The organism is Tunicatimonas pelagia (assembly GCF_030506325.1).
In the GTDB taxonomy this organism is placed as follows: Bacteria; Bacteroidota; Bacteroidia; order Cytophagales; family Cyclobacteriaceae; genus Tunicatimonas; species Tunicatimonas pelagia.
On record NZ_CP120683.1, the window covers coordinates 5,102,800 to 5,126,232 of the forward strand.

Annotated in this window: 24 protein-coding genes; 14 read left to right on the forward strand and 10 right to left on the reverse strand. The window is 43.4% G+C overall.

The features are described from left to right. Window positions 1–8: 8 nt before the first annotated feature. Window positions 9–341, reverse strand: coding sequence for a PadR family transcriptional regulator (locus P0M28_RS21780; protein WP_302205080.1), 333 nt, complete (start codon window positions 339–341; stop codon window positions 9–11). Between the two features lie 243 nt (window positions 342–584). Here P0M28_RS21780 and P0M28_RS21785 point away from each other — a divergent pair, with 243 nt between their 5' ends. Continuing rightward, window positions 585–3,824 (forward strand): S41 family peptidase, encoded by a 3,240-nt coding sequence (locus P0M28_RS21785; protein WP_302205082.1) that lies wholly within the window; start codon window positions 585–587, stop codon window positions 3,822–3,824. A 21-nt stretch (window positions 3,825–3,845) separates the two neighbouring features. Here P0M28_RS21785 and P0M28_RS21790 read toward each other — a convergent pair whose 3' ends face one another. From P0M28_RS21790 to P0M28_RS21805, 4 genes are all read right to left on the reverse strand, one after another. Further along, complete coding sequence (locus P0M28_RS21790; RefSeq protein WP_302205083.1) at window positions 3,846–4,199, reverse strand: DUF5615 family PIN-like protein; 354 nt, start codon at window positions 4,197–4,199, stop codon at window positions 3,846–3,848. 8 nt (window positions 4,200–4,207) lie between these two features. After that, a complete protein-coding gene (locus P0M28_RS21795) occupies window positions 4,208–4,438 on the reverse strand; it encodes a DUF433 domain-containing protein (RefSeq protein WP_302205085.1) in 231 nt (76 codons plus the stop codon). A gap of 211 nt (window positions 4,439–4,649) precedes the next feature. Beyond that, on the reverse strand, window positions 4,650–5,651 hold the full coding sequence (locus P0M28_RS21800) for a sugar phosphate isomerase/epimerase family protein (protein ID WP_302205088.1): 1,002 nt from the start codon (window positions 5,649–5,651) through the stop codon (window positions 4,650–4,652). Next, window positions 5,648–6,496: a histidinol-phosphatase gene (locus P0M28_RS21805; protein ID WP_302205090.1), complete on the reverse strand. Its 849-nt coding sequence runs from the start codon at window positions 6,494–6,496 to the stop codon at window positions 5,648–5,650. The genes P0M28_RS21800 and P0M28_RS21805 overlap by 4 nt, the downstream gene beginning before the upstream one ends. Before the next feature lie 248 nt (window positions 6,497–6,744). Between P0M28_RS21805 and P0M28_RS21810 the strand changes: the two genes are divergently transcribed. The 13 genes from P0M28_RS21810 to P0M28_RS21870 all read left to right on the forward strand — a co-directional run bounded on the left by P0M28_RS21810 (window position 6,745) and on the right by P0M28_RS21870 (window position 17,648). Further along, window positions 6,745–8,787 (forward strand): bifunctional nuclease domain-containing protein, encoded by a 2,043-nt coding sequence (locus P0M28_RS21810; RefSeq protein ID WP_302205091.1) that lies wholly within the window; start codon window positions 6,745–6,747, stop codon window positions 8,785–8,787. A 393-nt stretch (window positions 8,788–9,180) separates the two neighbouring features. After that, window positions 9,181–9,762, forward strand: a complete 582-nt coding sequence (locus P0M28_RS21815) for a hypothetical protein (protein ID WP_302205092.1) — start codon at window positions 9,181–9,183, stop codon at window positions 9,760–9,762. Between the two features lie 158 nt (window positions 9,763–9,920). Beyond that, on the forward strand, window positions 9,921–10,637 hold the full coding sequence (locus tag P0M28_RS21820; RefSeq protein WP_302205093.1) for a hypothetical protein: 717 nt from the start codon (window positions 9,921–9,923) through the stop codon (window positions 10,635–10,637). A gap of 142 nt (window positions 10,638–10,779) precedes the next feature. Further along, window positions 10,780–11,661: an Rpn family recombination-promoting nuclease/putative transposase gene (locus P0M28_RS21825; protein WP_302205094.1), complete on the forward strand. Its 882-nt coding sequence runs from the start codon at window positions 10,780–10,782 to the stop codon at window positions 11,659–11,661. Between the two features lie 100 nt (window positions 11,662–11,761). Continuing rightward, window positions 11,762–12,595: a transposase gene (locus P0M28_RS21830; RefSeq protein ID WP_302205095.1), complete on the forward strand. Its 834-nt coding sequence runs from the start codon at window positions 11,762–11,764 to the stop codon at window positions 12,593–12,595. 41 nt (window positions 12,596–12,636) lie between these two features. Beyond that, a complete protein-coding gene (gene tnpA / locus P0M28_RS21835) occupies window positions 12,637–12,930 on the forward strand; it encodes an IS66 family insertion sequence element accessory protein TnpA (protein WP_302205096.1) in 294 nt (97 codons plus the stop codon). Beyond that, window positions 12,931–13,275, forward strand: a complete 345-nt coding sequence (tnpB, locus tag P0M28_RS21840; RefSeq protein WP_302205097.1) for an IS66 family insertion sequence element accessory protein TnpB — start codon at window positions 12,931–12,933, stop codon at window positions 13,273–13,275. A gap of 200 nt (window positions 13,276–13,475) precedes the next feature. Next, complete coding sequence (locus P0M28_RS21845) at window positions 13,476–13,934, forward strand: IS66 family transposase zinc-finger binding domain-containing protein (protein WP_302205098.1); 459 nt, start codon at window positions 13,476–13,478, stop codon at window positions 13,932–13,934. Beyond that, a complete protein-coding gene (tnpC, locus tag P0M28_RS21850; protein ID WP_302205099.1) occupies window positions 13,835–14,848 on the forward strand; it encodes an IS66 family transposase in 1,014 nt (337 codons plus the stop codon). Before P0M28_RS21845 ends, tnpC begins: the two co-directional genes overlap by 100 nt. Window positions 14,849–14,877: 29 nt before the next feature. Beyond that, on the forward strand, window positions 14,878–15,174 hold the full coding sequence (locus P0M28_RS21855) for a transposase (RefSeq protein ID WP_302205100.1): 297 nt from the start codon (window positions 14,878–14,880) through the stop codon (window positions 15,172–15,174). Window positions 15,175–15,203: 29 nt separating this feature from the next. Further along, window positions 15,204–15,563: a hypothetical protein gene (locus P0M28_RS21860; RefSeq protein ID WP_302205101.1), complete on the forward strand. Its 360-nt coding sequence runs from the start codon at window positions 15,204–15,206 to the stop codon at window positions 15,561–15,563. Between the two features lie 268 nt (window positions 15,564–15,831). Further along, on the forward strand, window positions 15,832–16,731 hold the full coding sequence (locus P0M28_RS21865; protein ID WP_302205102.1) for an NmrA family NAD(P)-binding protein: 900 nt from the start codon (window positions 15,832–15,834) through the stop codon (window positions 16,729–16,731). A gap of 8 nt (window positions 16,732–16,739) precedes the next feature. Next, window positions 16,740–17,648 carry a helix-turn-helix domain-containing protein gene (locus tag P0M28_RS21870; RefSeq protein ID WP_302205104.1) on the forward strand — a complete coding sequence of 303 codons (909 nt, stop codon included), beginning with the start codon at window positions 16,740–16,742 and terminating at the stop codon, window positions 17,646–17,648. A 1,039-nt stretch (window positions 17,649–18,687) separates the two neighbouring features. Here the strand turns inward: P0M28_RS21870 and P0M28_RS21875 are convergent. The 5 genes from P0M28_RS21875 to P0M28_RS21895 all read right to left on the reverse strand — a co-directional run bounded on the left by P0M28_RS21875 (window position 18,688) and on the right by P0M28_RS21895 (window position 23,392). After that, complete coding sequence (locus tag P0M28_RS21875) at window positions 18,688–19,326, reverse strand: hypothetical protein (protein ID WP_302205105.1); 639 nt, start codon at window positions 19,324–19,326, stop codon at window positions 18,688–18,690. Between the two features lie 383 nt (window positions 19,327–19,709). Then, window positions 19,710–20,714, reverse strand: a complete 1,005-nt coding sequence (locus P0M28_RS21880) for a C45 family autoproteolytic acyltransferase/hydrolase (RefSeq protein ID WP_302205106.1) — start codon at window positions 20,712–20,714, stop codon at window positions 19,710–19,712. Between the two features lie 29 nt (window positions 20,715–20,743). Next, window positions 20,744–21,823 (reverse strand): hypothetical protein, encoded by a 1,080-nt coding sequence (locus tag P0M28_RS21885; protein ID WP_302205107.1) that lies wholly within the window; start codon window positions 21,821–21,823, stop codon window positions 20,744–20,746. A 10-nt stretch (window positions 21,824–21,833) separates the two neighbouring features. Continuing rightward, complete coding sequence (locus P0M28_RS21890; protein ID WP_302205108.1) at window positions 21,834–22,211, reverse strand: hypothetical protein; 378 nt, start codon at window positions 22,209–22,211, stop codon at window positions 21,834–21,836. Between the two features lie 17 nt (window positions 22,212–22,228). After that, window positions 22,229–23,392, reverse strand: coding sequence for a flavin monoamine oxidase family protein (locus tag P0M28_RS21895; RefSeq protein ID WP_302205110.1), 1,164 nt, complete (start codon window positions 23,390–23,392; stop codon window positions 22,229–22,231). Window positions 23,393–23,433 lie beyond the last annotated feature (41 nt).

The following is a 23,433-nucleotide window of genomic DNA, read 5'->3' on the forward strand; positions in this document are numbered from 1 at the left end:
TATTTTTATTAGTTACTTTCCCAAACAATGGTAGGTACCAAGTTCCACATGCGCTGGCGTACCTGCCGGGCTTCGTGCAACGCCGATTTTCCAGCAGTTGTCATAGCAAAAAAGCGTCGTCGTTTGCCACCCCTTTGCGTAGTGGCTCCGGCCAATTGTGAGGCCAGAAACCCTTTCTTTTCCAATCGGTGCAGTGATGAATGTACAGCACTCAGGCTCACTTGCCGTCCGGTTTGGACTCCGATGGTTTGGCTAATAGCGTAACCATAGGCTTCGGGATGCAGCATGGCCACTGATAACAGCACAAGTTCCTCAAATTCACCGAGATATGATCCTTTCATAATATTTACAATTACGTATTACGTAAATGTAGAAAAAATAATTTTACTTTTATTACAATCCTGAAATAAAAATTGGATATAAGAAATTGGGAAGGTATTATTTGAAACAGGCGAAGCCAACTGAAATGGTGCTATACCTTCAAGCTTCTCATTCAACAAATGCTTTCATTTTCGTAGTAGCGTGCTACTGAATTGTTGCTTATCTTTGAGGAATAACCCAAGTTGAAACTCACACCTTAACCCATGTATCGCATACATCTTCTCCTCCTATCTCTGCCATTTTTAGCAGTTAGTCAAGATTACGAAAACCCGCTTTGGATGCGCTATCCGGCACTTTCTCCCGATGGGCAAACTATTGTACTGAGCTATCAAGGCGATTTATACTCCGTGCCCAGCTCCGGGGGAGAGGCGGTTCCGCTCACCCTACACGAAGCGCACGACTATCATCCGGTTTGGTCGCCCGATGGGCAGCAGGTTGCTTTTGCTTCCGATCGTTTTGGTAACTTTGATGTTTATCTGATGCCGGCTCGGGGCGGCAGAGCGGAGCGACTTACTTACCATTCGGCTCACGATCACCCTTCAGGTTTCGGGTCTGATAGCCAAAGTGTACTCTTCACTTCTTCTCGTACTCCTAGTGCCGAAAGTGCGTTGTTTCCCTACGGACGGTTCAACCAACTGTACCAGATTCCCACTACCGGCGGGCAACCTACGCAAAAACTTTCGTTGCCAATGAATCACGCTCACCCGTCTTCTTCAGGTGACAGAATATTATATCAGGATTTGAAGGGTTACGAAGATATTTGGCGTAAACACCACACCTCCTCCATTGCCCGCGACATCTGGTTGTACGATGCTAACTCCGGTGAGCATACGCAGCTTACTACGTTTACCGGAGAAGATCGTAATGCCTGGTGGAGTGCTGACGAACAATCGGCGTATTATCTGAGCGAAGAAAGTGGCAGCTTCAATGTTTGGAAGATGAATGTGGATAATCCGGCACAGAAAACGCAGCTAACTAATTTTGATCTGCATCCGGTACGTTTTCTGTCGGTTGCCGATGACGGCACGCTTTGCTTTGGCTACCACGGAGAAATTTATACCATGAATGAGGGCGAGCAGCCTCAAAAAGTGAGTATCAACATTCGTACCGATGATAAGTACAATGCCCGCCGACTAGAAACTTTTACCAGCAAAGCCACCGAAATGGCTCTTTCACCCAACGGCGAAGAGATTGCCTTGGTGGTGCGCGGTGAGATATTTGTGACGGATGTAGAAAGTGGACTGACCAAACGAGTGACCAACACTCCTGAGCAGGAGCGATCTATCAGCTTTAGCCCCGACGGACAAAAAATTCTCTACGCCAGCGAGCGCGACAGTAGCTGGAACCTCTACGAAACCCGTATTGCCCGTGATGAAGAACCGTATTTCTACGCGGCTACGGTGCTGGAAGAAACCCCTATTCTAGAAACTAAGGCCGAAACATTTCAACCAGCTTACTCACCCGACGGTAAAGAGGTCGCTTTTCTGGAAGAGCGCACTACGCTGAAAGTAATCAACCTAGAAAGCAAAGGTGTGCGGACCATTCTGCCCGGTGATAAAAATTATTCCTACTCTGATGGCGATCAGTGGTACCAATGGTCGCCGGATGGTAAGTGGTTTTTGGCGCAGTTTTTAGACCGGGGACGCTGGATTCCTGAAGTAGGATTAATAGCTGCTTCGGGCGAAAGCGAAATAACGAACCTTACCAATAGCGGTTATGCCGATGTATTACCCAAGTGGCAAATGGACGGAGAAGTAGCTGTCTGGTTTACTGATCGGAGCGGTATGCGTAGTCACGGTAGCTGGGGCTCGCAGGATGATGTGTACGCTATGTTTTTTGACCCGGCAGCTTGGGAAAAGTTTAATCTGAGTAAAGAAGAATATGCACTACTAAAAGAGAAGGAAAAAGAAAAAAAAGAGGATTCTGAAGAAAAAGATGAGAAGGACAAAAAAGAGAAGGAGGTAACTGATCCGATTAATATCAAATTAGAAGATATTGAAGACCGTACCGCCCGACTGACGATTCATTCCTCCAGTTTAGCCGACGCATTACTTTCGCCTGACGGAGAAAAGCTGTACTACATGAGCAGCTTTGAAAAAGGCCACGACGTATGGGTGACTGATCTCCGAGAACGTTCTACCGAAATTCTGGTAAAGCTCAACCAGCGCGGGGGGCAGCTAGCGATGGATAAAGAAGGGAAGAACCTGTTCGTGCTGAACGGGGGCAAAATCACTAAAGTAGATATTGAGAAGAAGAACAAAAAGCCAGTAACCTTTAAGGCTGATATGCAGCTAAAACCGCTAGCCGAGCGGGAGTATCTTTACGAGCATATGTGGCGACAGGTACTAAAGAAATTCTACGTGAAAGACCTGCACAATGTCGGTTGGGATAGTCTGAAAGTAGCCTACGCTCAGTTTCTACCCCACATCAACAACAACTACGATTTTGCAGAGATGATGAGTGAGTTGCTCGGTGAACTCAATGCTTCCCACACCGGTTGCCGTTATTATCCCGACACCGAAGGAGCCGACGAAACCGCTTCTCTAGCTGTTTTCTACGATGAAGCCTACGAAGGCGATGGGCTAAAAATTCAGGAGATTATGGACAAAAGCCCGCTAGCTGATCCTGAGTATAACATTCAGGCCGGACATGTTATTGAAAAAATTGACGGTGAAACTATTTCGGCTGGCATGAACATAGCTCCGCTGCTCAATCACAAAAAAGATCAGTTTACCTTGCTTTCTATGTACAATCCTGATGAGAACCAACGCTGGGATGTGCGAGTAAAACCCGTGAGTACGGGACGAGAGAGCGAACTGCTGTACGAACGTTGGGTAAAACAACGTCGGACGGAAACCGAACAGCTATCTGACGGCAAGATTGGCTACGTACACGTGCGGGGCATGAACGATGCTAGTTTCCGAGAGGTATTTAGTGAGCTACTGGGCCGGTATTCCGATAAAGAATCTGTAGTGATTGATACCCGCTTTAACGGTGGCGGGTGGTTGCACGATGATTTGGTGACGTTTCTGAACGGACGAGAGTACATGACCTTCTTACCCCGAGGTCAAAAGATAGGAGCTGAACCGCAGTTTAAGTGGACACGGCCCTCTTCGGTAATTATGGGCGAAGGTAACTACTCCGATGCCCACATGTTTCCCTTCGCCTACAAAGCCCTCGGTATTGGCGAAACCGTTGGAATGCCGGTGCCTGGCACTGGAACTGCGGTATGGTGGGAACGACAAATTGATCCCAGTCTGGTATTTGGCATTCCCCAAGTAGGGATGGTAGATACGGACGGCAACTTCCTGGAAAATCAGCAACTGGAACCCGACCATTTGGTTAAGAATGATCCGAAGCCAGTATTGGAAGGCGAAGACCAGCAACTGAAAAAAGCCGTAGAAATTCTCTATCAACCTACTGACATTCCGATGGGGAAGTAGCAATCAAAAGAGGCAATGATTCTAATATTCCTTTTGTCTTACACCGTTTGAGTCTAGAACAGTAAGGGTTTGGGCAAAATTTAGTTCAGTATTATTAACGATATTCTCTACGATATGAGCAGTTTCGGTAGGAGTAGTAGGTTGTTTCCGAATGTAAATTACGCCCACAGCAGGGTGATAGCCGTGCTTAAATATTAATTCTCCGTAGTCACTATCGTGGGTAACAATAGTTCGGTTCTCCTCAATGGCAATATCCATTACTTCTTCATCGGAAATGCCAAGGTGGTCTATTCCAATTGACTTGATATCAAATCCTTGTGATCGAAGATAGATTACACTGGCTAGCGGGATATTTTCGTTGGCTAAAAGTTCCAAGAAAGATATTATTGAATATTAGTGTACAGCACCCCGTCTTTCATACAGTCTTGGACGTATGAAAATACAGCCCGTAATGACTCTTTAGAGAGACGAGGATAGTTTTCCAGAATCTGCTGTTCGTCCCATCCTTCAGCTAATAGACCAACAATATGCTCTACCAAAAGTCGAGTGCCTTTAACGGTAGGGTTCTCTAATAAAACCTTATTATCTGATACAATATGGTCTTTCCAATTCATATTTTAATAAACGAATAACTATTGTGTAAAATACAAATATCTATTGTCATAGTGATCGTGCATAAATTCATCTTGATACTACGGAGTGTCTCTGAATTTCGGTGGAGTTGTAGTATGTAAAGAATTTTAAAACAAAATTAGAGCATTATAATGAACAAGGTAATGAGAAGGTTACATTATTCATTGCCAACTTCGCCTGATACTCAGTTCACTACAGATTACTACGCAAATAGCTCATGCTCTGGTTGATGCTGGCCACAGGGTTAGGCGATTGGTCTTGTTCTACAAAACATTGTTCTACACCAATCTCCTTGGCCAGTTGCATAATCTTGGTAATCTCTACCACCCCATCGCCCAATTCCTGAAAAGTATCGTGGGGCACTTGGTTATGGTCAAACATGGTGGGGGTATTTGGCTTTTTGTCTTTCAGATGAAGCAATTTAATGCGTTTCGGCATTTCCTTCATTAGTCCAATGGGATCATGTCCGGCCAAACTAGCCCAGAATACATCCAGTTCAAAGAATACGGTACTCGGTTCAAACTCTTCCATCAGAATTCGGAAAGGTACTTGTCCTTCCATTGGCTCAAATTCAAAAGCGTGGTTGTGGTAGCAAAGGTCAATGCCTGCCTTCTGGCAAAGCTCACCCGCCCTATTTAATTGCTCGGCTACTTTCCGATAATCATCCAGCGTTTCTCGCTCTCCTTCTACCATGTAGCCAAATACTAAGTACTTAAAGTTGTACTTTACTGCATCATCTACCATCTTTTCAAACGAGTAATTTTTAGGCTTTTCTTGTTCTACTAAATCCCACCGTCCGGTAATAAATGACCAGGGGAAGAAGGTGCTACTGGAAGTAAGGCCTAGGTCTTGCATTATGGGAGTAAGCTCCTGATAAGCACGAACATCTCCTCCCTCAATCTGGGCGTAACCGGCTTCTTTAATTGCTTTTAGAGTGGCTACCGGATCATTCTCCATCTGATCGCGAACGGTATACAATTGTACACCCATCTGGGCTACGTAAGGATTGTTAATAGTCAATGCAGCCGAACTTAAAAAGGGGATACTTACACTAGCAGCCGCAGTAGTTTTTAGGAAGTTACGCCGTTTCATCATTGTTAGGTTATATATGTTAATGTAGCAAGATAGTATTTTTTCTATATATGAGATAAATAGCGTAGTGTAGTAAAGGGTTTTCTCGATTGTTAGATTCATATTTTAAAGCGCGCTACATCTTGCCATACTCCTTGGTAAAGTACACGCACTTGCTCGTAGCCTATGGCGCTCAATCGCGCGGTTACTTCGGCAAAATGACTACTGATTTCCCTCGGGTGGTGAGCGTCTGAATTAAGCATAATCGGAATATTACGTTCGCGCATTCGTTCTAAAATCCAGTAGCTGGGATAGGGTTCAGGGGTAAGTTGTTTGTATATGCCACGGGTATTCACTTCCATAATCAGTCCAACCTCGGCAATGCTGTCTAATGTTTTTTCTACCTCGGCTTCGTACCAAGTAGCGCGTTCGTTGAAAAGTTTACTCCCTTCGCTTTGTATTTTGATTTTGTCCAGGTGACCAACAATATCGGGTGGGTCTTCTCGCACCATTTGCCGAACGAGAGCATAATACCGACAAATGGCAGCTTCAATATTGTTGGCGAAAATTTCTTGCAGGCCTTGCAGAAATACCTGATGCCTACCATCAATCTCCCAGGGGAAGCCATTGGTAAAAAAGTCTACAAAATGCACCGAGCCTATCGTATAATCTAGGGAGAACGTATCTTTTACCCAGCTTGGCCCCACCACCCCGGGAATAAAGTCTACTTCCAATCCCCGGTACACTTCAATCTGATTTGTGTACTTTTCTTTTAGCCGCTCTATTTCCCGTACGTAGCTTTCTCGGTCAGCCTCTTTCATTGGCCACGAAAGCTCGTAGGGCAACGGAGCATGAGAAGAAATACCGTAAGCGGGCATTCCTAGCTGAATTGCCCGCTGAAGATAAACTTCCGGAGTATCTTTGCCATCGCAAAAATAGCAGTGGCTGTGATAGTTAGTGTAGGTCACTGATCTATTGTTTTCTTGTTTGGTAGAGATTCAAGTTCAGATTAATAAATCTATCAATTTAGCTGAAACTTCGGTACTCAAACTCGTTAACTCTACATTAATAATTAGCTGCAAAAGCAACATAGGGCAATGATGGTGCCCTCAACAGCTTTTCGCTAGCTTTTTCATAAAAAGATCAGTTCTCTGTAACCTTTTACCCCCCGATACCTACTAGGGTAATAAACGCACCTGGGATTTAAACTGAGCCAGTGAATTCATCATTAGAACGAGAGTACGTAGATCAGGCAACGCAAGGAGACAAGCGGGCATTTAATCAGCTAGCCGAACTTTACTATAACGACTGCTTTCAGAAAGCAAAAGCAATTTTAAAGGATGAAGTGCTATCGCAAGATGTAGTTCAAATCTCACTATTGCAGGCGTACCGTAGTCTGCATAAACTTCATTCTCCTGCCCGATTCAAATATTGGCTGCTCGGAATTGTCCGCAACATAAGCCTCAATTACACGAAGGAAAAAAGTCGGTTATTCTTCTCATTAGACAGTGTTCTAACAACATCTCAGTATTCAGAAGAAAGGCCCCATCAGATCAGCGAGCTAATACGCTCTTCGGTACAATCGTTAGATGAGCATTATCGGGCTGTGATTCTGGCCTACTACTACGATGGTTTGAGCCAAGCGGAGATTGCATTACAACAAAAGCTTACTCTTTCTACCGTAAAGGTTAGACTGCACCGGGGGCGACAGTTACTTAAGCAAAAGCTCGCCACCCAAAAGGATTTATTCTACTATTATCAACAATCAATAAAGCCAGCAGCTATGAAAAAAATGACTATTGCTGACCTTTACGTGAAAAAAAGCGGGGGGGCGACCCTATTGCTTCAGACGGAAGAAGGAGAATACTTTTTGCCCATCGTTATCGGAATTTTTGAGGCAGATGCCATATTTCTCGGACTAGAAGGTTTTAAGCAGGGTCGTCCATTCACGCATGATTTAACGGCTTCTATTATTGAGGCTGCTCAAGTTACACTAGTGAATGTTTGTATTCATCAAATTACCAATGGCGTATTTATTGCTGATCTTACGGTGAAGCATGGAAAAGAAGAGCTAAAAATAGATGCTCGTCCGAGCGATGCCATTGCTTTGGCCGTGCGATTCAACGCGCCCGTACTCGTTACAGATGAAGTATTGGAGAAGGCGGGCGTTCCGGTTCCAGAAATGTATCGGCAAACCGTTCCGCAGGCAAAAGGGCTTAATCAAATTGCCCGCTACTTTGCCCAAGATAAAATAGGCCAAATTGTGCGTGAATCTGTTCAGCAGAAGGAAAGTAAAGTGGAAGAAAAGCAGGCCGCCAAAGAGCTAGGTGAGCGGCAGAAATGGTTAGTGGATCTAGTGTTTGGCGATGGCGATCTACCCAAAGCAGATTTAAGCTGGCAACCGCATCGGTACACTACCTGGAGCGATGCTTTGAGCAACCCGGATCAAGTGGATTGGTTAGACATAAAGAATCAAGATCTCACTGACTTTTCCGAAAAGATTAAGTTTCTCCCGCAAATTGAAGTATTGGAATTGGCTGGACACGAACTAGCCGAGTTGCCCTCAGGAATTGAACAACTAGCGAAGCTTCGCCAATTAAATCTGGCTGATAATCAGCTTCGCAGCCTGCCCGATACTATGGAGCAACTGCCGCAGTTAAAGGGCTTGAACCTACGAAATAATGCGTTCAAGGAGTTACCGGAAGTAGTTAGTCGGTTGCCCGCACTGCGGCAAATGGATTTATCTAAGAACCCTACTTTAGATATGTCGCAAGCCTTTAGTGTTTTAGGTCACGCCAAATTTTTGCATCACCTTGAACTCCGAGAAAGTAATCTGACTAATCTGCCGGAAGAAATTACTCGTTTGCGCGGTTTAGTAATTCTAGATTTGGGAAATGACCCAGCACTAAACCTATCACAAGCGTTTCCGGTTTTGAGTCGGCTGCCTTCGCTAAACATGTTAGAAATGAAAGCATTCCAGCTAAATGCTCTGCCGGAAGAGGTTACCTTGCTGCAACAGCTTACCGGGCTTAGCTTAAATGATAATCCGCAGCTAGACCTGGAGCTTCTCTGCCATCAACTTAGCCAGCTTAAAAATTTAAGAATACTAGCGTTGATGTGCTGTAATTTGTCCGCACTTCCTTCAGAAATACAGCTACTCAATAAACTGGAAGTGCTTGAGCTAGGTAATAATACTATTCCAAAAGAAGAACAGCAGCGAATCAAGGAACTACTGCCCAATACCACCGTTATTTTCTAGCTAGCTAGAGCTGTAGTAGAAGTAGCAATGTATTTTTGGCAAATTGGCAACTACTTACTGGCAAGCAATCGTTCTGAAGTGGAAAAATGCATATTTTAAATAAGCTGCCAGGCTCACCGCCTCACCAACCATCGATTAAACGTTTAAGCGACGGATAAACGCGCGAACAATTTTCGTATTTGCCAACTAAGTACGTATCTTACCCATTTAGCAGTCCATATTATAGAAATGATTGAATAGATATTGCATAGTTGACCCCAATTGGCATTTGAAACCAGTGAATTGTATTCAAAACGCCCTGAAACCCTCCGGACTAAGACAAAGAAGGCTAAAGATATATGACAAATAAACGCAATAGTACGTATGTATAGTTGTTCTATGCCATTGAAATGAATGAAAGGATTGAGAATAGAGATAAAAGAAATTCCACTTCCCCAGAAGAGTTCAAAAATAGAAAACCTATTCGGAGGAGGACTATTGATTTTGATAGGTATCCTGTCACTTCCCCTGATTTTAATTTTTTGGATTGGTGCAATGATTATCAATCTCTTACCCTCAAGAAAAGCAGTTACTATTGCCAATGAATGGCAAACGATCGTTTCTGATAATCATTGGATATTAAAATTCAGATGGATTAACGCGGATGATCTAACAGATTATTTACACGGCTACTTCGATATTCAACCCTTGATTGAATATAGGTCTGATCCTGAAATAGATTTCTTCCAAGGTTACTTTACGGATTTCAGATTAGAAAGAACCGACGGTATCTTCGTTCAAAAAGTCAACCATGATCCAATCAAGGAAGAAGTAACCTCATTGCCTCTTTGCTTTTTCAACTATCAGACAAAAGAAGTTGAAGAAATCAAGGATTTAAAAGATTATGAACTTGATACCAAAGGAAATCCAGATGACTTCATGATTTCAGCCATTGGAGACGGACACGAACTACAGATTCGATTGAAAAGAAAGTGAAAACAGCATAGAACATCGTGCAGCCCTCAGCCTAGCGAAAATAAACTAGAACGTCAGTTGCACCAAGCACGGAAGTTGATGAAAGAAAGTAAAACAGCCAGCAAGCCGGCCGAGGGCTAGCACTTGGCGTTGTGCCTCATTAAATTAAACAGGAAGTAGTGAAATATTATTTGGTAATTTTTGGACTAATAATCTCTGGTTGTAAACATTCAGAAAATGGAACCTTAATCGAGGTTAATACAATTGAAGCTGAGAATTTAGCAAGCGATATTCAGAGAGGTTTGGAAGAGGTAGATTTTTTGATCAAATTCTATAATAATCCTTCACCCTATGTAGATCTTGGTCAAAAATTAAGAGCAGCGTTAGACTATATTGACTCAAGTAGTCCTAGTTCATTTGATTACGATATGGTAATGAAAACAATGAAGAGGACATCTAACAAACTTGAGGAACAAGCAGAGTTGATTCAAAAGCTTAGCGAAGCCGAAAGCAGTGCATTAGTGGAATCATCGCTAACCTTAGAATTCAATAAACTGAAACAGCGATTAGTGGAAGAATCACTACTTGAATTTGAATTACTAACTTTTAGGTTAGATGAACCGATGATTATGATTGAAACAGATAAAGACGCTTATGACATAGGCGAAGTAATTACTGGGGAAGTAAGAATGGTATTTGGAAGCAGTAATGTGGGAAGGTCAATCGACTATATCAAAGTTAATGGGGAATTTATCAAGATAAACAAAGAAGGCATAGGTCAAATTCAAACCCAAGTTACCAGGAGTAATCTCAATCTGGCTGTAGAGATGAAATTGAAGGACCCGATTGAAGGAAAATTCGTCTTTGAGAAGAATAAAAATGTTATAATGAAGTGAAAACGAGGCGCAACAATACATAAGCGCTATGCTTCGGCTAAAAGCCTCGCCAGTGCCTGGAGTTTCCCCTCATTGAAAACCCTTTCATAGGTATGGCTTCGCTGAATTAGTAAATTCGTATCTTTAACCCAAAAAGATAGCTATGGAAGAGCGAAGAGAGAAATATATCAACCCTTTCACTGATTACGGCTTCAAGCGACTGTTTGGCGAAGAGCCAAACAAAGATTTATTACTGGACTTTCTCAATGAACTGCTCAAGCACGAGCAAGGTAGAATCACCGCACTGACCTACCTGAAGTCTGACAAACTAGGTACTAGCGAAGAAGACCGGAAGGCGGTTTTTGATCTGTATTGTCAGAACGAACGAGGTGAGAAATTCATTGTAGAATTACAGAAGACCAAACAGAAATTCTTCAAGGATAGGACTATATATTATTCAACGTTTCCGATCCGAGAACAGGCTCAGCGAGGCTCGGACTGGACATTTGAATTGAAAGCAGTATATACGGTTGCTATCCTAGATTTCGTGTTTGATGCTGATAAGGATGAACCGAATAAGTTCAGATATGATGTGAAACTAACGGACATTGATACTTGCAAGATATTCTACGATAAACTGACCTTCATTTACTTAGAAATGCCTAAGTTCAATAAATCTGTAGAACTACTGGAATCACGATTTGACAAATGGATGTACGTTATTCGTAACCTGAACGAATTAGACAGAATACCGAACGAATTACGTGAGGGGGTTTTTGAGCGCTTGTTTGAAGTGGCTGAGATAGCCAAGTTCAGCAAAGAGGAAGCGAAGGCTTATGAAGATAGTTTGAAGTCGTATAGAGATTTGAAAAACTCGCTAGATACTGCGTTTGAGGAAGGGATAGAAAAGGGAATAGAGAAAGAGAGAAAGGTGGTGGTTCGGAATTCATTAAATGCAGGATTGTCACTTGAAATGATAGCTAGCATTACTAGATTGAGCCAAGAGGAAATTAGGAGGATAAAAAACGAGGGTAACAACAGCTAAATTTCATGTCCGCCCTGTGAGACAGCCACACCATTTAGCTAAACCGTGAGCAGGCATAGAGTAAATGAAAGAAAAATAGGTTCTAAATGATTTTATGTGGATGGTTTATCTTTGCGGAAAAAGCCGTATGCAACTTAGCGAGATATTAGAAGAACTACTGCCTTTGGCTGATCCTCTACAGGTTCAACGAGTAGAAAAAGACGAAACATTGCAAGAGGTGCATATCCATCTGGAAGTAGATGCTACGCACCAGCCACCCACTGGTCAAGTAGTGCATCAGTATTATGATCGGAAATGGGAACACCTGCCCTTGTTTCAGTACCGTTGCTTCATTCACTGCCGCCTGCCGGTCTATCAAGATACGCAAACCGGCAAAACTCGTGCTTTGCAGGTAAGTTTCAGTCGGGAGCAGTCCCGCTTTACGCTACTCTACGAACGCTATGTGATGGATTTGTTGCAGCTATATCACAATGTTACTAAAGTAGCCGAGCAGTTAGGGGTATATCCGCAACGCATTGCCAATATCTATCATCACTCTACCGAAGCTGCTTACCAATCTCATAGCGTGTCAGTCTGCCCGCAGGTAGGTATTGACGAAACATCTACGCGCAAGGGCCATGATTATATCACTGCGTTTGTAGACTTGGATACTCATCAGATTTTAGCCCTAGAAGATGGTAAAGGGGCTGATACCATTGAGCGGTTCTTCCAAAATCATCCCAACCCGGAGGTAGTACAAAACATCTCCTCTGACATGTCCCCAGCCTTTGCTAAGGGGGTGCAGAGCTACTTCCCCTGGGCTAAGGTGACCTACGACAAATGGCATGTGTTCAAACTACTAAGCAAGCACTTGGACAAACTTGCCGACCGACACCCTGCCAAATGTGCTTACGTGATGCTACTGCAAGGTATCCCTACGGTGAAACGGACTTGATAAACAGCCGAGTGCGCCATTATCTTTGAAGAAAAAAGGTTATGGCACATTTTCGTACTGAGCAAAAGATGTTTCCTGTAGTGGAAGCTTGGCAGAGCAGTGGACAAACGCAAAAAGCGTTCTGCGCTGCGCATAATATTTCTGTTTCGGTGTTGGCCTACTGGCTACGGCGTTACCGCGATCACCACGTTGATGAGAGCGATGAGTCCGTTGGTTTTGTTCCCGTCCGTATGGATGTATCCGGTCCGGCAGCCCTGGAAGTGAGTTTACCTTCGGGGGCGGTGTTGCGTTTTGCACAAGTAGTACCGGTGGGGTATCTGAAAGCTTTGCTGTAGATGTTGATGAGCTTAGCCAAGCGAATATTCTTGTATTCGCACAGCGTGGACATGCGCAAAGGGTTTGATGGGCTATCGGGCATCGTATCTCAACAGATGGGTGCGGATGTACTGTCGGGGGATGCCTACGTGTTTGTGGGGCGCCGGAAAGACCGTTTAAAGTTACTGGTATGGGAGTCTTCGGGCTTCGTATTATACTACAAACGCCTAGAGGCGGGTACGTTTCGTTTACCTAACGGTAAGCAGTCTGCCGTAGAGCTGTCTTCGGCTGAACTGTGGGCGTTATTGGAAGGGCTGGACGTAGAGGTGAAGCAGCGACGAAAACGCTACAAACTATCGGCCTGAGTGTTTGCATTTACCATGCACCTACTTATGTTTGCTGCTATGGATTATGCCGCCCTACAAACTGAGAATCAAGCTTTGCGTGAACAGAACAAACTGTTGCGACAAGAACTGGCTGAACTGAAGCGGCTGGTCTATGGCCTAGGCGGCCCCGCAGCAAAAGGGAACGTTTCGTAGGAACCGCTACGCCGGGGCAACTTAGCTTGCTCTCTAATGAAGAGGTCGTAGCGAAGGACGGTGTTGAAAAGCAAACGTATCAACGAACGATAGCCAAACCTGCCGCATCCATTGCCCCTTCACGCAAACTGCTACCGGCTCACTTGCCGCGTATAGAGGTAGTGCTGGAACCCGAAGAGGATACCTCAGCGATGAAGAAGATTGGTGAGCAGGTGAGCGAAGAACTGGATTATGAACCGGCTAAGTTGTTTGTGCGCCGTTACGTCCGACCGCGCTACGTGAGTGCCGAAGAAGACTTTTATGTAGCTGCTTTGCCCAACCGGCCCATTGATAATCATTCCATGACGGAGGCATCCCTGGAGCCGGACTACTGGCTCAGATTCTCATGGATAAGTTCTGCGATCATTTGCCCGTCTACCGGCAAGTACAGTGCTACCAACGATTGGGTATCAGCCTCTCAGAAAGCACATTGGGCGGTTGGTTGAGTAGCGCTTGTGAACTAATCAACCCCCTCTACGCGGCTTTGCGCAAATGTGTACTCGGTCAGGCATACTTGCAAGCTGATGAAAGTCCAATACCGGTGCTGGATAAAAAGAAAAAAGGCAAGACTCACCGAGGCTATCAGTGGCCGGCACCCCGGTGGGCCTACCATAGTCCGGAGATTAGACTGGTGTTCTTCGACTACCAGTCCGGACGAGGCAGAGAGGGACCCAAAGAATGTCTGAAAGCCTTTTCCGGTTACTTACAAGCCGATGGCTACGAAGCCTACGAATGGCTCAACGCCCAGCGCAATGACATTACCCTACTGCATTGTATGGCGCACGCCCGCCGTTACTTTGAAAAAGCCCTGGACAGCGATGCCGAACGGGCCACCTATGCCCTGTCCGAAATACAGAAGCTCTATGCAGTGGAACGTCACGGCCGACAAGAGGATCTCTCAGATGAACAACGCTACGTGTTGCGGCAAGAACAGGCGGTGCCCATTCTGGAAGAGCTACATGCTTGGTTGCTCGAACAAGCGGCCAATGTATTGCCTAAAAGTCTGATCGGTAAAGCCGTTGCTTACTCACTGCGCCGTATCAAAACTTTATCGTTGTATACCACTGACGGGCGGCTGGAGATCGATAATAACCTGATTGAAAATACCATCCGACCTATTGCCCTGGGCAGAAAAAACTACCTGTTCGCCGGGAGCCACGCGGCCGCCCAACGTATTGCTGTCTTCTACAGCCTGTTGGGCAGCTGTAAACTGCACGGCATTGAACCTTACAGCTATCTGAAAGACATCCTGGAACGACTACCCGATCATCCCATCAATGAAATAGAAGACTTGCTACCCCACCGATGGAAACCCCGGCAAGCTGACCAAAAAACTGAGCCGATCACCGTCGCCGTCTAGTTCACCGGAGGGATACACTGCAAGAACACTTGACAGACTTCTATCAACAGTGCCACTTTGATACTGCCCGAGCGCAGCTATGCTTTGTGGCTGATCTGGCCGAAGACGTATTCGGAAAAAACAGCTTTTCTAAGTCTATCCGTAAACACTTTACCGGTATTGTGGAACATATCCGCTCGCAACTGACCAACGGTATTTTGGAGGGTATCAATTCCAAAATTCAGACTATCAAGCGGGTAGCGAAGGGCTTTCGCTACACTGATAACTTCAAAAAAATGATCTTATTTGTCTTCGGAGCTATCAAACCCCAGTGTAATACCACATAAAATCATTTAGAACCGAAAAATAGGACTTAATGAAAAACGATGAATTTAAAAACCGTTCAGATGAAGAAGTTTTTGAGCTCATTTGGAAAGCCAATCAACTTGAGGATGAATTTGATCCCACGTTTAATCATTTACCAATTTTGGATAATTCCATATGGGCAGCCTGTCATATATCAATTGACGAAACAACCGATGCATGGTTGATTACAATGATTGAAGAAAATGATGAATTAAAATTGATATGGAAGGGCTGGCGAAACCCCTGTCCTGAAGAGAGAATAGGTAAACTATATGCTGTTAGCATAGACAAAGAACTTGCTGTAAAGACGATCAAAGAGTGTATTGATCAAATTGAAAATGATTATAGACATTATCCTGAAAAGGGATGAATACGCCTGCTAACATCAGCTAGCCCCGACTGGGCAGGAAAACGAACGTGATCACTTGTCGCACCAACTAAAGAAAATTGTAAATTGAAAAGAAAGCGCCCATAAGGCTCGGTATGATGGTTAGCCTTGGTGTTAAGGTAGCGCTAAGTGCGGCCTATATCAGGTAAAAGCCTGATATTTGAACACAACTAACATACATTTTGGCACATACGTTTCGCTGTTTTCACTGAGTTTTATAAAACAATTCAGAAATTAAAAACAGCGAAAAATGAAAATCACACTGACAGGTTCACTAGGACGTATTGGAAAACCATTGGTACAAAAGTTAATGAGTGAAGGCCATACGGTTACGGTTATTAGTAGTAATTCGGCCAGAAGTAAGGAGATTGAAGCATTAGGAGCCATTCCGGCTATTGGTGCCCTACAAGATACTGACTTTTTAGCTTCTACTTTCACCGGTGCCGACGTTATCTACGCAATGGCACCCCCCGCCAATTACTTCGACCAAAGCTTGAACCTGTTTGAGTATTTTAAAGAACTCGGAAATAGCTTTGACGAAGCTGTTCAGAAATCGGGAGTGAAACGAGTTATTAATCTAAGCAGTATTGGGGCGCACCTAGAGAAAGGTAACGGTATTTTGGAAGGTACCTACTACGTAGAAAATAGCCTAAACAGCCTACCGGAGGATGTGGCAGTCACGCACATACGCCCCACCGAAATTTACTATAACCTATTTCAGTTTATTGACTTGATTAAAAACCAGGGAATTATGGGCAGTAACTTAAATAAAAATGGCGTGAACGTGTGGGTATCTACTGAGGATATTGCCGCTGCTGTTGTGGAGGAAATTAGCAACCCATTCTCAGGACGCAAAGTACGGTACGTAGCTAGTGAAGAGTTGACCTACCAAGAAGTGGCCGCTACTTTAGGTTCAGCCATTGGAAAACCCGATCTAAAATGGGTTACGATTACCGATAACCAACTGTATGAGAGTTTAAAAAGCGTGGGGATGCAACCCGCAATAGCGGAGAAAATGGTGGAAATGTATGCGGCCATCCGCAGCGGATTATTATATGAAGATTATAACTTGCATAAGCCTGAAACACTTGGTCAGGTTAAAATGAAAGATTTTGCTCAAGAGTTCGCCGCAGTTTATCATCAGAAATAGAAAATAGCATGCAGCCCTACCGATTAAAAACCATTAGTCAATATCATAAGTTTAGAGGATTATCCGGGCCCGCTCATCCTTTAATTAGTGTTTTTCCTATTGGAGATATTTCTCAACTGAGGGACGATGAACCGGATCATATCATACAGGATTTCTATTCGGTGGCATTGAAAAAAAATGTGAACGCCACGCTGCATTACGGACAGCATGAATATGATTTTGATGGGGGGAGGATGATTTTTATCGCCCCCAATCAAGTTTATTCTCTTCGGGCGAAAAAGAATTTGACCCATTCGGGATGGATGCTACTGATTCATCCTGACTTTTTTTGGAATACTTCCTTACTCAAGAAAATCAAGCAATACGAGTATTTTGGGTACTCAGTACACGAAGCACTAACTTTATCAGAGAAAGAGGAGGAAATTGTAATTAGTGTTTTGCGAAGCATTGAGAGAGAATGCCATTACAATATCGATAAATTCAGTAAACCCGTAATTATTTCTCAGGTTGAATTGCTACTGAATTATGCCGATCGGTTTTATCATCGGCAATTTATCACGCGGGAAAAGGAGCACCATCAAATTCTAGTCCGGTTAGAGCAACTACTGGCTGACTATTTCAACGATAAAAACTTAATTGACAGGGGCTTACCCTCAGTTGTGGATATAGCTAATTCGTTGCATGTATCACCCAACTACTTAAGTGGTTTACTTAATGTGTTAACTGGAAAAAGCACTCAGCAACATATTCACGACAAGCTGATTGAAAAAGCAAAAGAAAAATTATCAATCAGCGAATTATCTATTAGCGAAGTCGCTTACGAGTTGGGCTTTGAGTATTCCCAGTCATTCAGTAAATTGTTTAAGTCAAAAACGGGTCAAACGCCTTCAGCATTTAAGCGATCTTTCAAACTGTAAAATACGATTGCTTATACTTTTGTATATCACTAAGTAAGCAGTAGGACAGAATTAAATTGATAATAACCATTTAGATAGAGGGGAAACATAAATGCTGAAAATCCCCTAGCCCCCTTTTCCAAAGGGGGAACGTATAATGTATTTTTGTCTTAGTGCTTACCCAGTCAAATTAAAGTATAACTTTTACCGTCACCGCGCCACGCGGTGGGCGAGGCTCTGCGAAGTGGCCGACACCCGTCGGTCTCCCGCAGCATGAGATCGTCGAGCACCGAGCGCTTCGTTGCGGGCAACCCTTGCTTCGCGCCCCGCGAGGGTCGCCCCGCGAGGGTCGCCCCGCGAGGGTCGCCCCGCGAGGGTCGCCCCGCGAGGGTCGCCCCGCGAGGGTCGCCCCGCGAGGGTCGCCCCGCGAGGGTCGCCCTGCGATGACGCATTTGTTATCATTAATTTTGGCCTAGTACTTATTTTCTAAAGATACGCCCGCTCAAAAACCTACGCGATATACAGTTATCAGAAACATTGGTACGGCAGCAAAAGCTTAGCTAGAACGGTAAGTTAACCTACTTAGCTGATTTATTTCAATGAGATTGATACGTATCCACTGTGGTGAGTATACGTACCAATCTCACTGTTTTATATTGGAGTAGATTATCTAGGAGGAGTTTTTAAACGGCTTTTGGGGGGAATAGCTTGAGGTTCAATATCGTCGGATTCACAGGCTACTTGAAACAGGGGCAGTACAACAATACAAGCGATCATAGCGATGGATTTCATCTTTTTCATAAGGTAGTTTATTTGTTTTTGTTGCTTCAAAACTAATAGAACTTACCCCAATATTAAAAATGACTATTTGCTATTTGAACAGCTAATTGTGTAGTAAAAATGTCACTTTGTTAGGAAATAAATATAATGTATAGTATTTAATAAATATGGCTTAATACCTATAAAAGACAAAATGAGTAAATGTGCAATAGTTGAATTTTTGAGTTACATTACTAGCCATGTAGTGTCTTTGCTAAATTTGCGAGCAGTTAGCGCGAGTTTACTGAAGCTCTTCGTATTTTCTTGCAACATGTTCTACTGATCGTTTTAAGTCTTCTAGCTCTTGAAGAGCATGATCTCTATACGGTTCTTTCATATCTGAGATTTGTATTAGCCCTTCAATCCGGCAGATAGAGCCTAAGAAACGACTGTGGTGCAGATCGTGAATAATGTCTTCGCACTCAGCTTTATAATCGTATCCGGGCCTTACGTAGTTTTGTATATAAAAAAGGAAAGCGGCCAGCAGCATGGTTATAATAGCAGTCACCAATATTTCAAAACTAAGTGGAGTTGTATCGGTCAGGGGAAGTGTACCAAACGACATAAAAACCCCGTAAGCTACTAATGTTAAAGCTAAAAGCTGAAGACCTAAGTCTTTTCGCCCTACAATTAAAAACCAGGCTACTCCAATCATTACAAAAATGAACTGGGTAGCAAATGTAAAGATAAATACATCCAGGTATTCGTAGTGTCGAAATGGAATATCCGCCGGTATTACCTTCCATAGGTTACCCACTACCGGAATCATAGCTACCAAAAGAAAGGCGGCACGCTTTCTTTTATCATTGAAAGTAAACTTAAGACTAGCCTGAACATAGGTCCAGGGAAACAATACGGTTCGTGCGGTTTTAACTTCCATAATTTTACCGATTAATTAAATCACTAAATTACTCACATTAACTGCCTGATGGATAATAAAAATAGAAAAAAAATATTAATAATTTCACTAAAACACCAAAATTGGAATCTACTAAAATAGTATTTGTACTAATATTGAATCACTATAGTGCTTTTAGTAGGCAGGCACTGGACAATCCTCCTGTGGAGAAGGGAATAGGGGGGCGAATCTTTCTAAGAAAGTGGACTAATCAACCAATATTGGTATTGTATTAACTGTTCCGTACAAGAGTGGAGAGTCTTAACCGACACTCTAGACTATTCTTTAGCAGAAGATGTATTCGTTCTATTAAATTCATGCTAAGAAGCTGTTTTGAAACTTCTCACTGACCGAAAATACCACTTCTACTTATTTTTCTTTTCTAGCCACCAGTCAAGTCGGGTTTCGGGTTTGTAATTGGTTGGCTTAGGTTTGCTTTCTGCCCGTTCAATCTTTAGTTCGTTCAGATTGGCAACGACCGACCAAATTGTGCCAAACTTTTCCTTTTTCAGATCTAGGCAAACGCATTTGTCTGATAATATTTCTTTGGCTTGGGATAAATCCATTGTTTGAGTAGCTGCTAAACGATCTTGCAGGCTACTATATCTTTCCGCACTTTTGCTCCATTCTACGCCACCTCGGTCAAAGGCTTTCATGTCGGGAGTAATGAACTGATTGGTGATGTAAATGAAACGTTCGTCTTTCGTTGGCCGCCTAACTACTTTCTTTTGCGGTGCCGATTCTACTACGGCAATGTCACCCGATTGGTCAGCAAGTAGAAAGTTATTGGCTGACGACACCTTGGCCTGCTGGATAATTTCTATTGCCTGTTCGGTAGTGCTACAGTTTTCCAATACCTTTCTTACCACAAAGTGGAATCCCACGCCGGGTTGTACTTTCGTTCCGTTGACAAACGACATGGCTACGGAAAGGCCCTTCTCATTTATTCCGTCGGAGCGACCGATGAAAACATCTGATTGACTGATGTAGGCGTATTTATCTTGGGGGGCGATGAGGCTGCTTTCGGTAAACTTTTTGAAATCAAAAAGCATATCGTAATTTCTTCCGACGATTGTGGTGTCATCGTTGCGGAAAGCGAGTACGCTACATTGCCCAGTAGTATCAAAAATACCGATGCTCAGGAGAAAGGCTCCTAGTTTTTCAGGTGTATCGTTAATTCCTTTGGCAAATCCTTTAATTTCTTCAACTACTTCGGGATAGAATGATTGCAGCTCATAGTAGGATTCTATTCCGAAGTCCTTTTTTTCTTTAGATATTTTCGGGATTACAAAACCAGCTTTATCGTAGAGCAGCTTTCCGTACTTTAATCCCATTTCGTGAAACTCTCCGTATAGTCTTGGGTGGTACATGCTAAGTTGTTTTAGTTTGAAGGTTAAGGTTAAAAATTGACACCTAGTACTAGCTCTACTCCTATATCTCTTCGGTATACTTTAGACGTCTCAATTTGCTGAAAGAAGTCTGCCCCAAACACAATACCTCGTCTTTCCCACGGAATAATTCGCAGCCCCTGACTGGCTCCAACCCCAATCACGAAGTTGAAAGAATTACCTCCGTCAAGGTTCTCCAGTAATTCGTAACCCACAGGGACGTTAGCACTCAGCGATACATAAACGCCTTGAATTATCCTTTTATAGAAAAAGTACAATTCTGGTCTGAATACAAATGACTCCATATCTCGGTAGCCATTATCAGCGGCAACTCCTGGTCGGGCCCAAGTCACTTCAAATGAGGTCTCGTAAGGTCTTATAAATCCTTTTTTGCTATCGACAAAACCCGTATAGCTTATGGCGTATCCTTCAAAGTAAGTACTACGCATTCCTTTGACAGTCACTAAGTTAAACCATTGTCCTAGTCGGGGATCTACTCGGTAGCCTCCTTTTGGTACATTGAAATGGGTGGCTAAAGTATCAGGCTCACTTTCTTGGTAGTTATCTAGAAATGCTAGCATGCAATACTCCAAGGCAGCTCTGATTCTTCTTTCGTGTGTGGCATATAGGCCTATCTTATCGTACAGTCCGAAAACCTGATCTTCATTATGTTGAATACTAAATATTTCAACTAACTCGCCCTGACGTTGCTCCAGAAACGCTAGTTCTACGTGCGCCCTAGCCGCTCGGGCAATAAAGCTATTCATTCTTCTCTTAGACTCTTGAACATTGAGTGCTTTGATCTTGATGACGATCGGACGCTGACCCGCTTGCTGAGGTAGTGAGGTTTCGTAGAAATTCTTAACGGCTTGCTCAGCCCCTTTGTCCAGATGCAGCTTTACTTTATCGCCCGCCAGGTTTTTATGAGTTCCCAGATGTTTATTTGGTCGCTCATCGTAAACGTTGGCGATATATACTCCTTTGGAAGGAACATCAAACGGCACAGAGCGTAGAGCAATAACTTCCTGGCTGAAAACATTAGTGAAAGCAAAGACGGGGAATATAAACGAGAATAAAAAAAGTAGTTTCATCTTCAACGACTTAGTTACACGATACATAATGAGCTTCCCAGATTCGGTACTCGTCTACATCGTACGTAAAGACCATCGATTGAGTCGAGAGGAAGTATAGGTACAATTTTTCGGCTTCAGCTCCTTCGCTCTTTAGTTCTAGGTAATTGCCGTTGGTGTTAAGCATCCAAGTGCCTGAATCTAGTTCTCCTTCTGATTTCACCTCGTAGGTCATGTCTTTTTTCAGGCTGATATAGTCTCCTACTTCCTTTTTAGAGGGTTCATAGTACGCCTCTTCATCCGAATATTTGTCTAAGCACCAAGTTCGATAAAGGTCTTCTTTTTCAAATTTTTGAGCGTGTAAGTGGTTGGTTATCAAAAAGGCAGATAATACGAAAAGTCTTTTCATATTATTATTTAATTATGCTAGCTAATTATGTCATTCACACAATCCTGGGCTGATTCTACGGCATTATGAACATTGCCCCAGTCCTTACCGGAGGTGTAACAATCACCGGCAAAGTAGATTTTGTCATCTATCGGCTTTTGTAGTTGGCGCACTGTTTTTACCTCAGAATAGTCGCTGATATACGCACTTTCTATGTACGGCTCTTCCGACCAGTTTTGCACAACGTGTCGCAGATAGTTCGGAGTGGCCCGGTTAGAAAAAATTTCGTCTAATTCGGTCAAGATGTAACTCTTCAACTCGTCGTTATTCAGCTCTCCGCGTTCTTTGGCGGGTTTTCCTACCGCGAACATTCCGAGCACATTGCTTTTGGTGTTTTGCCCGAATGATGCGTCGTAGTACGATACCTGCCCATCAGTTTCAGGGTTGATCATTAAGTCTACAAAGGCTGGGTAGAACTTTTCCTGAAACTCAATGAATACTTTCAGTCCATCCCAAACTACCGCACTATCAATCACTTTCAGTTTCTTGCTTGGCAGTGCCGGATTGAATTGTATCTTCTTATCCTGAAGTATTTTTAACGGCACAGTCACAATTACCTGATCGGCAGTAAACGCTTCGTCGGCCGTATTCGCCATAATCTCTTTGCTAGAGTAGTCTATGGAATGTACCACGCTTTGGCAGCTAATCTTGTCGGCTACGGAAGGGAGAATAAACTCCTCGAAGAAATCCAGCCAAGAGCTATTGATAAACTTTCGGTAGAGCAGGGTTCCTAAATCGCCTCTCACCAACTTGCCATCGTTCCACACTCCGTATTCATCATCTTGAGTATACCCAACGGTGTGGATTTTCTCAGAAGCAGAATTATTACCTGCTATTAGATTGAAGGGAAGCGTACTGGAGGTAATCCACTCAGCTCCTAAAAGTATCGGGTAGTCAACGAAATCATTAAGTGTCTTCATTCTTCCGCCGTATCCGGTGCTAGCTTCCAGAATCTGGAAATCAATACCCCGCTGCTTCAATAAGTGTCCGGCTGAAAGTCCAGCGGCCCCCGCTCCGATAATGAGGACTTTCTTAGAAGAATTGCGTTTGGTGAAATTGGATTGGTATTTACTATAAGCAGGAAAAGCAGATAGGTGAACTCCTAGAATAGAGGCTATCTTCAGAAATTTCTTTCTGTTCATATTGATGAATTGATTTGTGGTTAGTTATTCTCGTTCTAAAA

Excerpts from the sequence above, each read along its gene's own strand:
- P0M28_RS21890 (WP_302205108.1), bottom strand. The coding sequence starts at position 22,211 with ATGAAAAGACTTTTCGTATTATCTGCCTTTTTGATAACCAACCACTTA.
- P0M28_RS21785 (WP_302205082.1), top strand. The coding sequence starts at position 585 with ATGTATCGCATACATCTTCTCCTCCTATCTCTGCCATTTTTAGCAGTT.
- P0M28_RS21875 (WP_302205105.1), bottom strand. The coding sequence starts at position 19,326 with ATGGAAGTTAAAACCGCACGAACCGTATTGTTTCCCTGGACCTATGTT.
- P0M28_RS21795 (WP_302205085.1), bottom strand. The coding sequence starts at position 4,438 with ATGAATTGGAAAGACCATATTGTATCAGATAATAAGGTTTTATTAGAG.
- P0M28_RS21880 (WP_302205106.1), bottom strand. The coding sequence starts at position 20,714 with ATGTACCACCCAAGACTATACGGAGAGTTTCACGAAATGGGATTAAAG.
- P0M28_RS21815 (WP_302205092.1), top strand. The coding sequence starts at position 9,181 with ATGAAAGGATTGAGAATAGAGATAAAAGAAATTCCACTTCCCCAGAAG.
- P0M28_RS21780 (WP_302205080.1), bottom strand. The coding sequence starts at position 341 with ATGAAAGGATCATATCTCGGTGAATTTGAGGAACTTGTGCTGTTATCA.
- tnpA (WP_302205096.1), top strand. The coding sequence starts at position 12,637 with ATGGCACATTTTCGTACTGAGCAAAAGATGTTTCCTGTAGTGGAAGCT.
- tnpB (WP_302205097.1), top strand. The coding sequence starts at position 12,931 with ATGTTGATGAGCTTAGCCAAGCGAATATTCTTGTATTCGCACAGCGTG.
- P0M28_RS21870 (WP_302205104.1), top strand. The coding sequence starts at position 16,740 with ATGCAGCCCTACCGATTAAAAACCATTAGTCAATATCATAAGTTTAGA.
- P0M28_RS21800 (WP_302205088.1), bottom strand. The coding sequence starts at position 5,651 with ATGAATCTAACAATCGAGAAAACCCTTTACTACACTACGCTATTTATC.
- P0M28_RS21860 (WP_302205101.1), top strand. The coding sequence starts at position 15,204 with ATGAAAAACGATGAATTTAAAAACCGTTCAGATGAAGAAGTTTTTGAG.
- tnpC (WP_302205099.1), top strand. The coding sequence starts at position 13,835 with ATGGATAAGTTCTGCGATCATTTGCCCGTCTACCGGCAAGTACAGTGC.
- P0M28_RS21825 (WP_302205094.1), top strand. The coding sequence starts at position 10,780 with ATGGAAGAGCGAAGAGAGAAATATATCAACCCTTTCACTGATTACGGC.
- P0M28_RS21885 (WP_302205107.1), bottom strand. The coding sequence starts at position 21,823 with ATGAAACTACTTTTTTTATTCTCGTTTATATTCCCCGTCTTTGCTTTC.
- P0M28_RS21830 (WP_302205095.1), top strand. The coding sequence starts at position 11,762 with ATGGTTTATCTTTGCGGAAAAAGCCGTATGCAACTTAGCGAGATATTA.
- P0M28_RS21895 (WP_302205110.1), bottom strand. The coding sequence starts at position 23,392 with ATGAACAGAAAGAAATTTCTGAAGATAGCCTCTATTCTAGGAGTTCAC.
- P0M28_RS21865 (WP_302205102.1), top strand. The coding sequence starts at position 15,832 with ATGAAAATCACACTGACAGGTTCACTAGGACGTATTGGAAAACCATTG.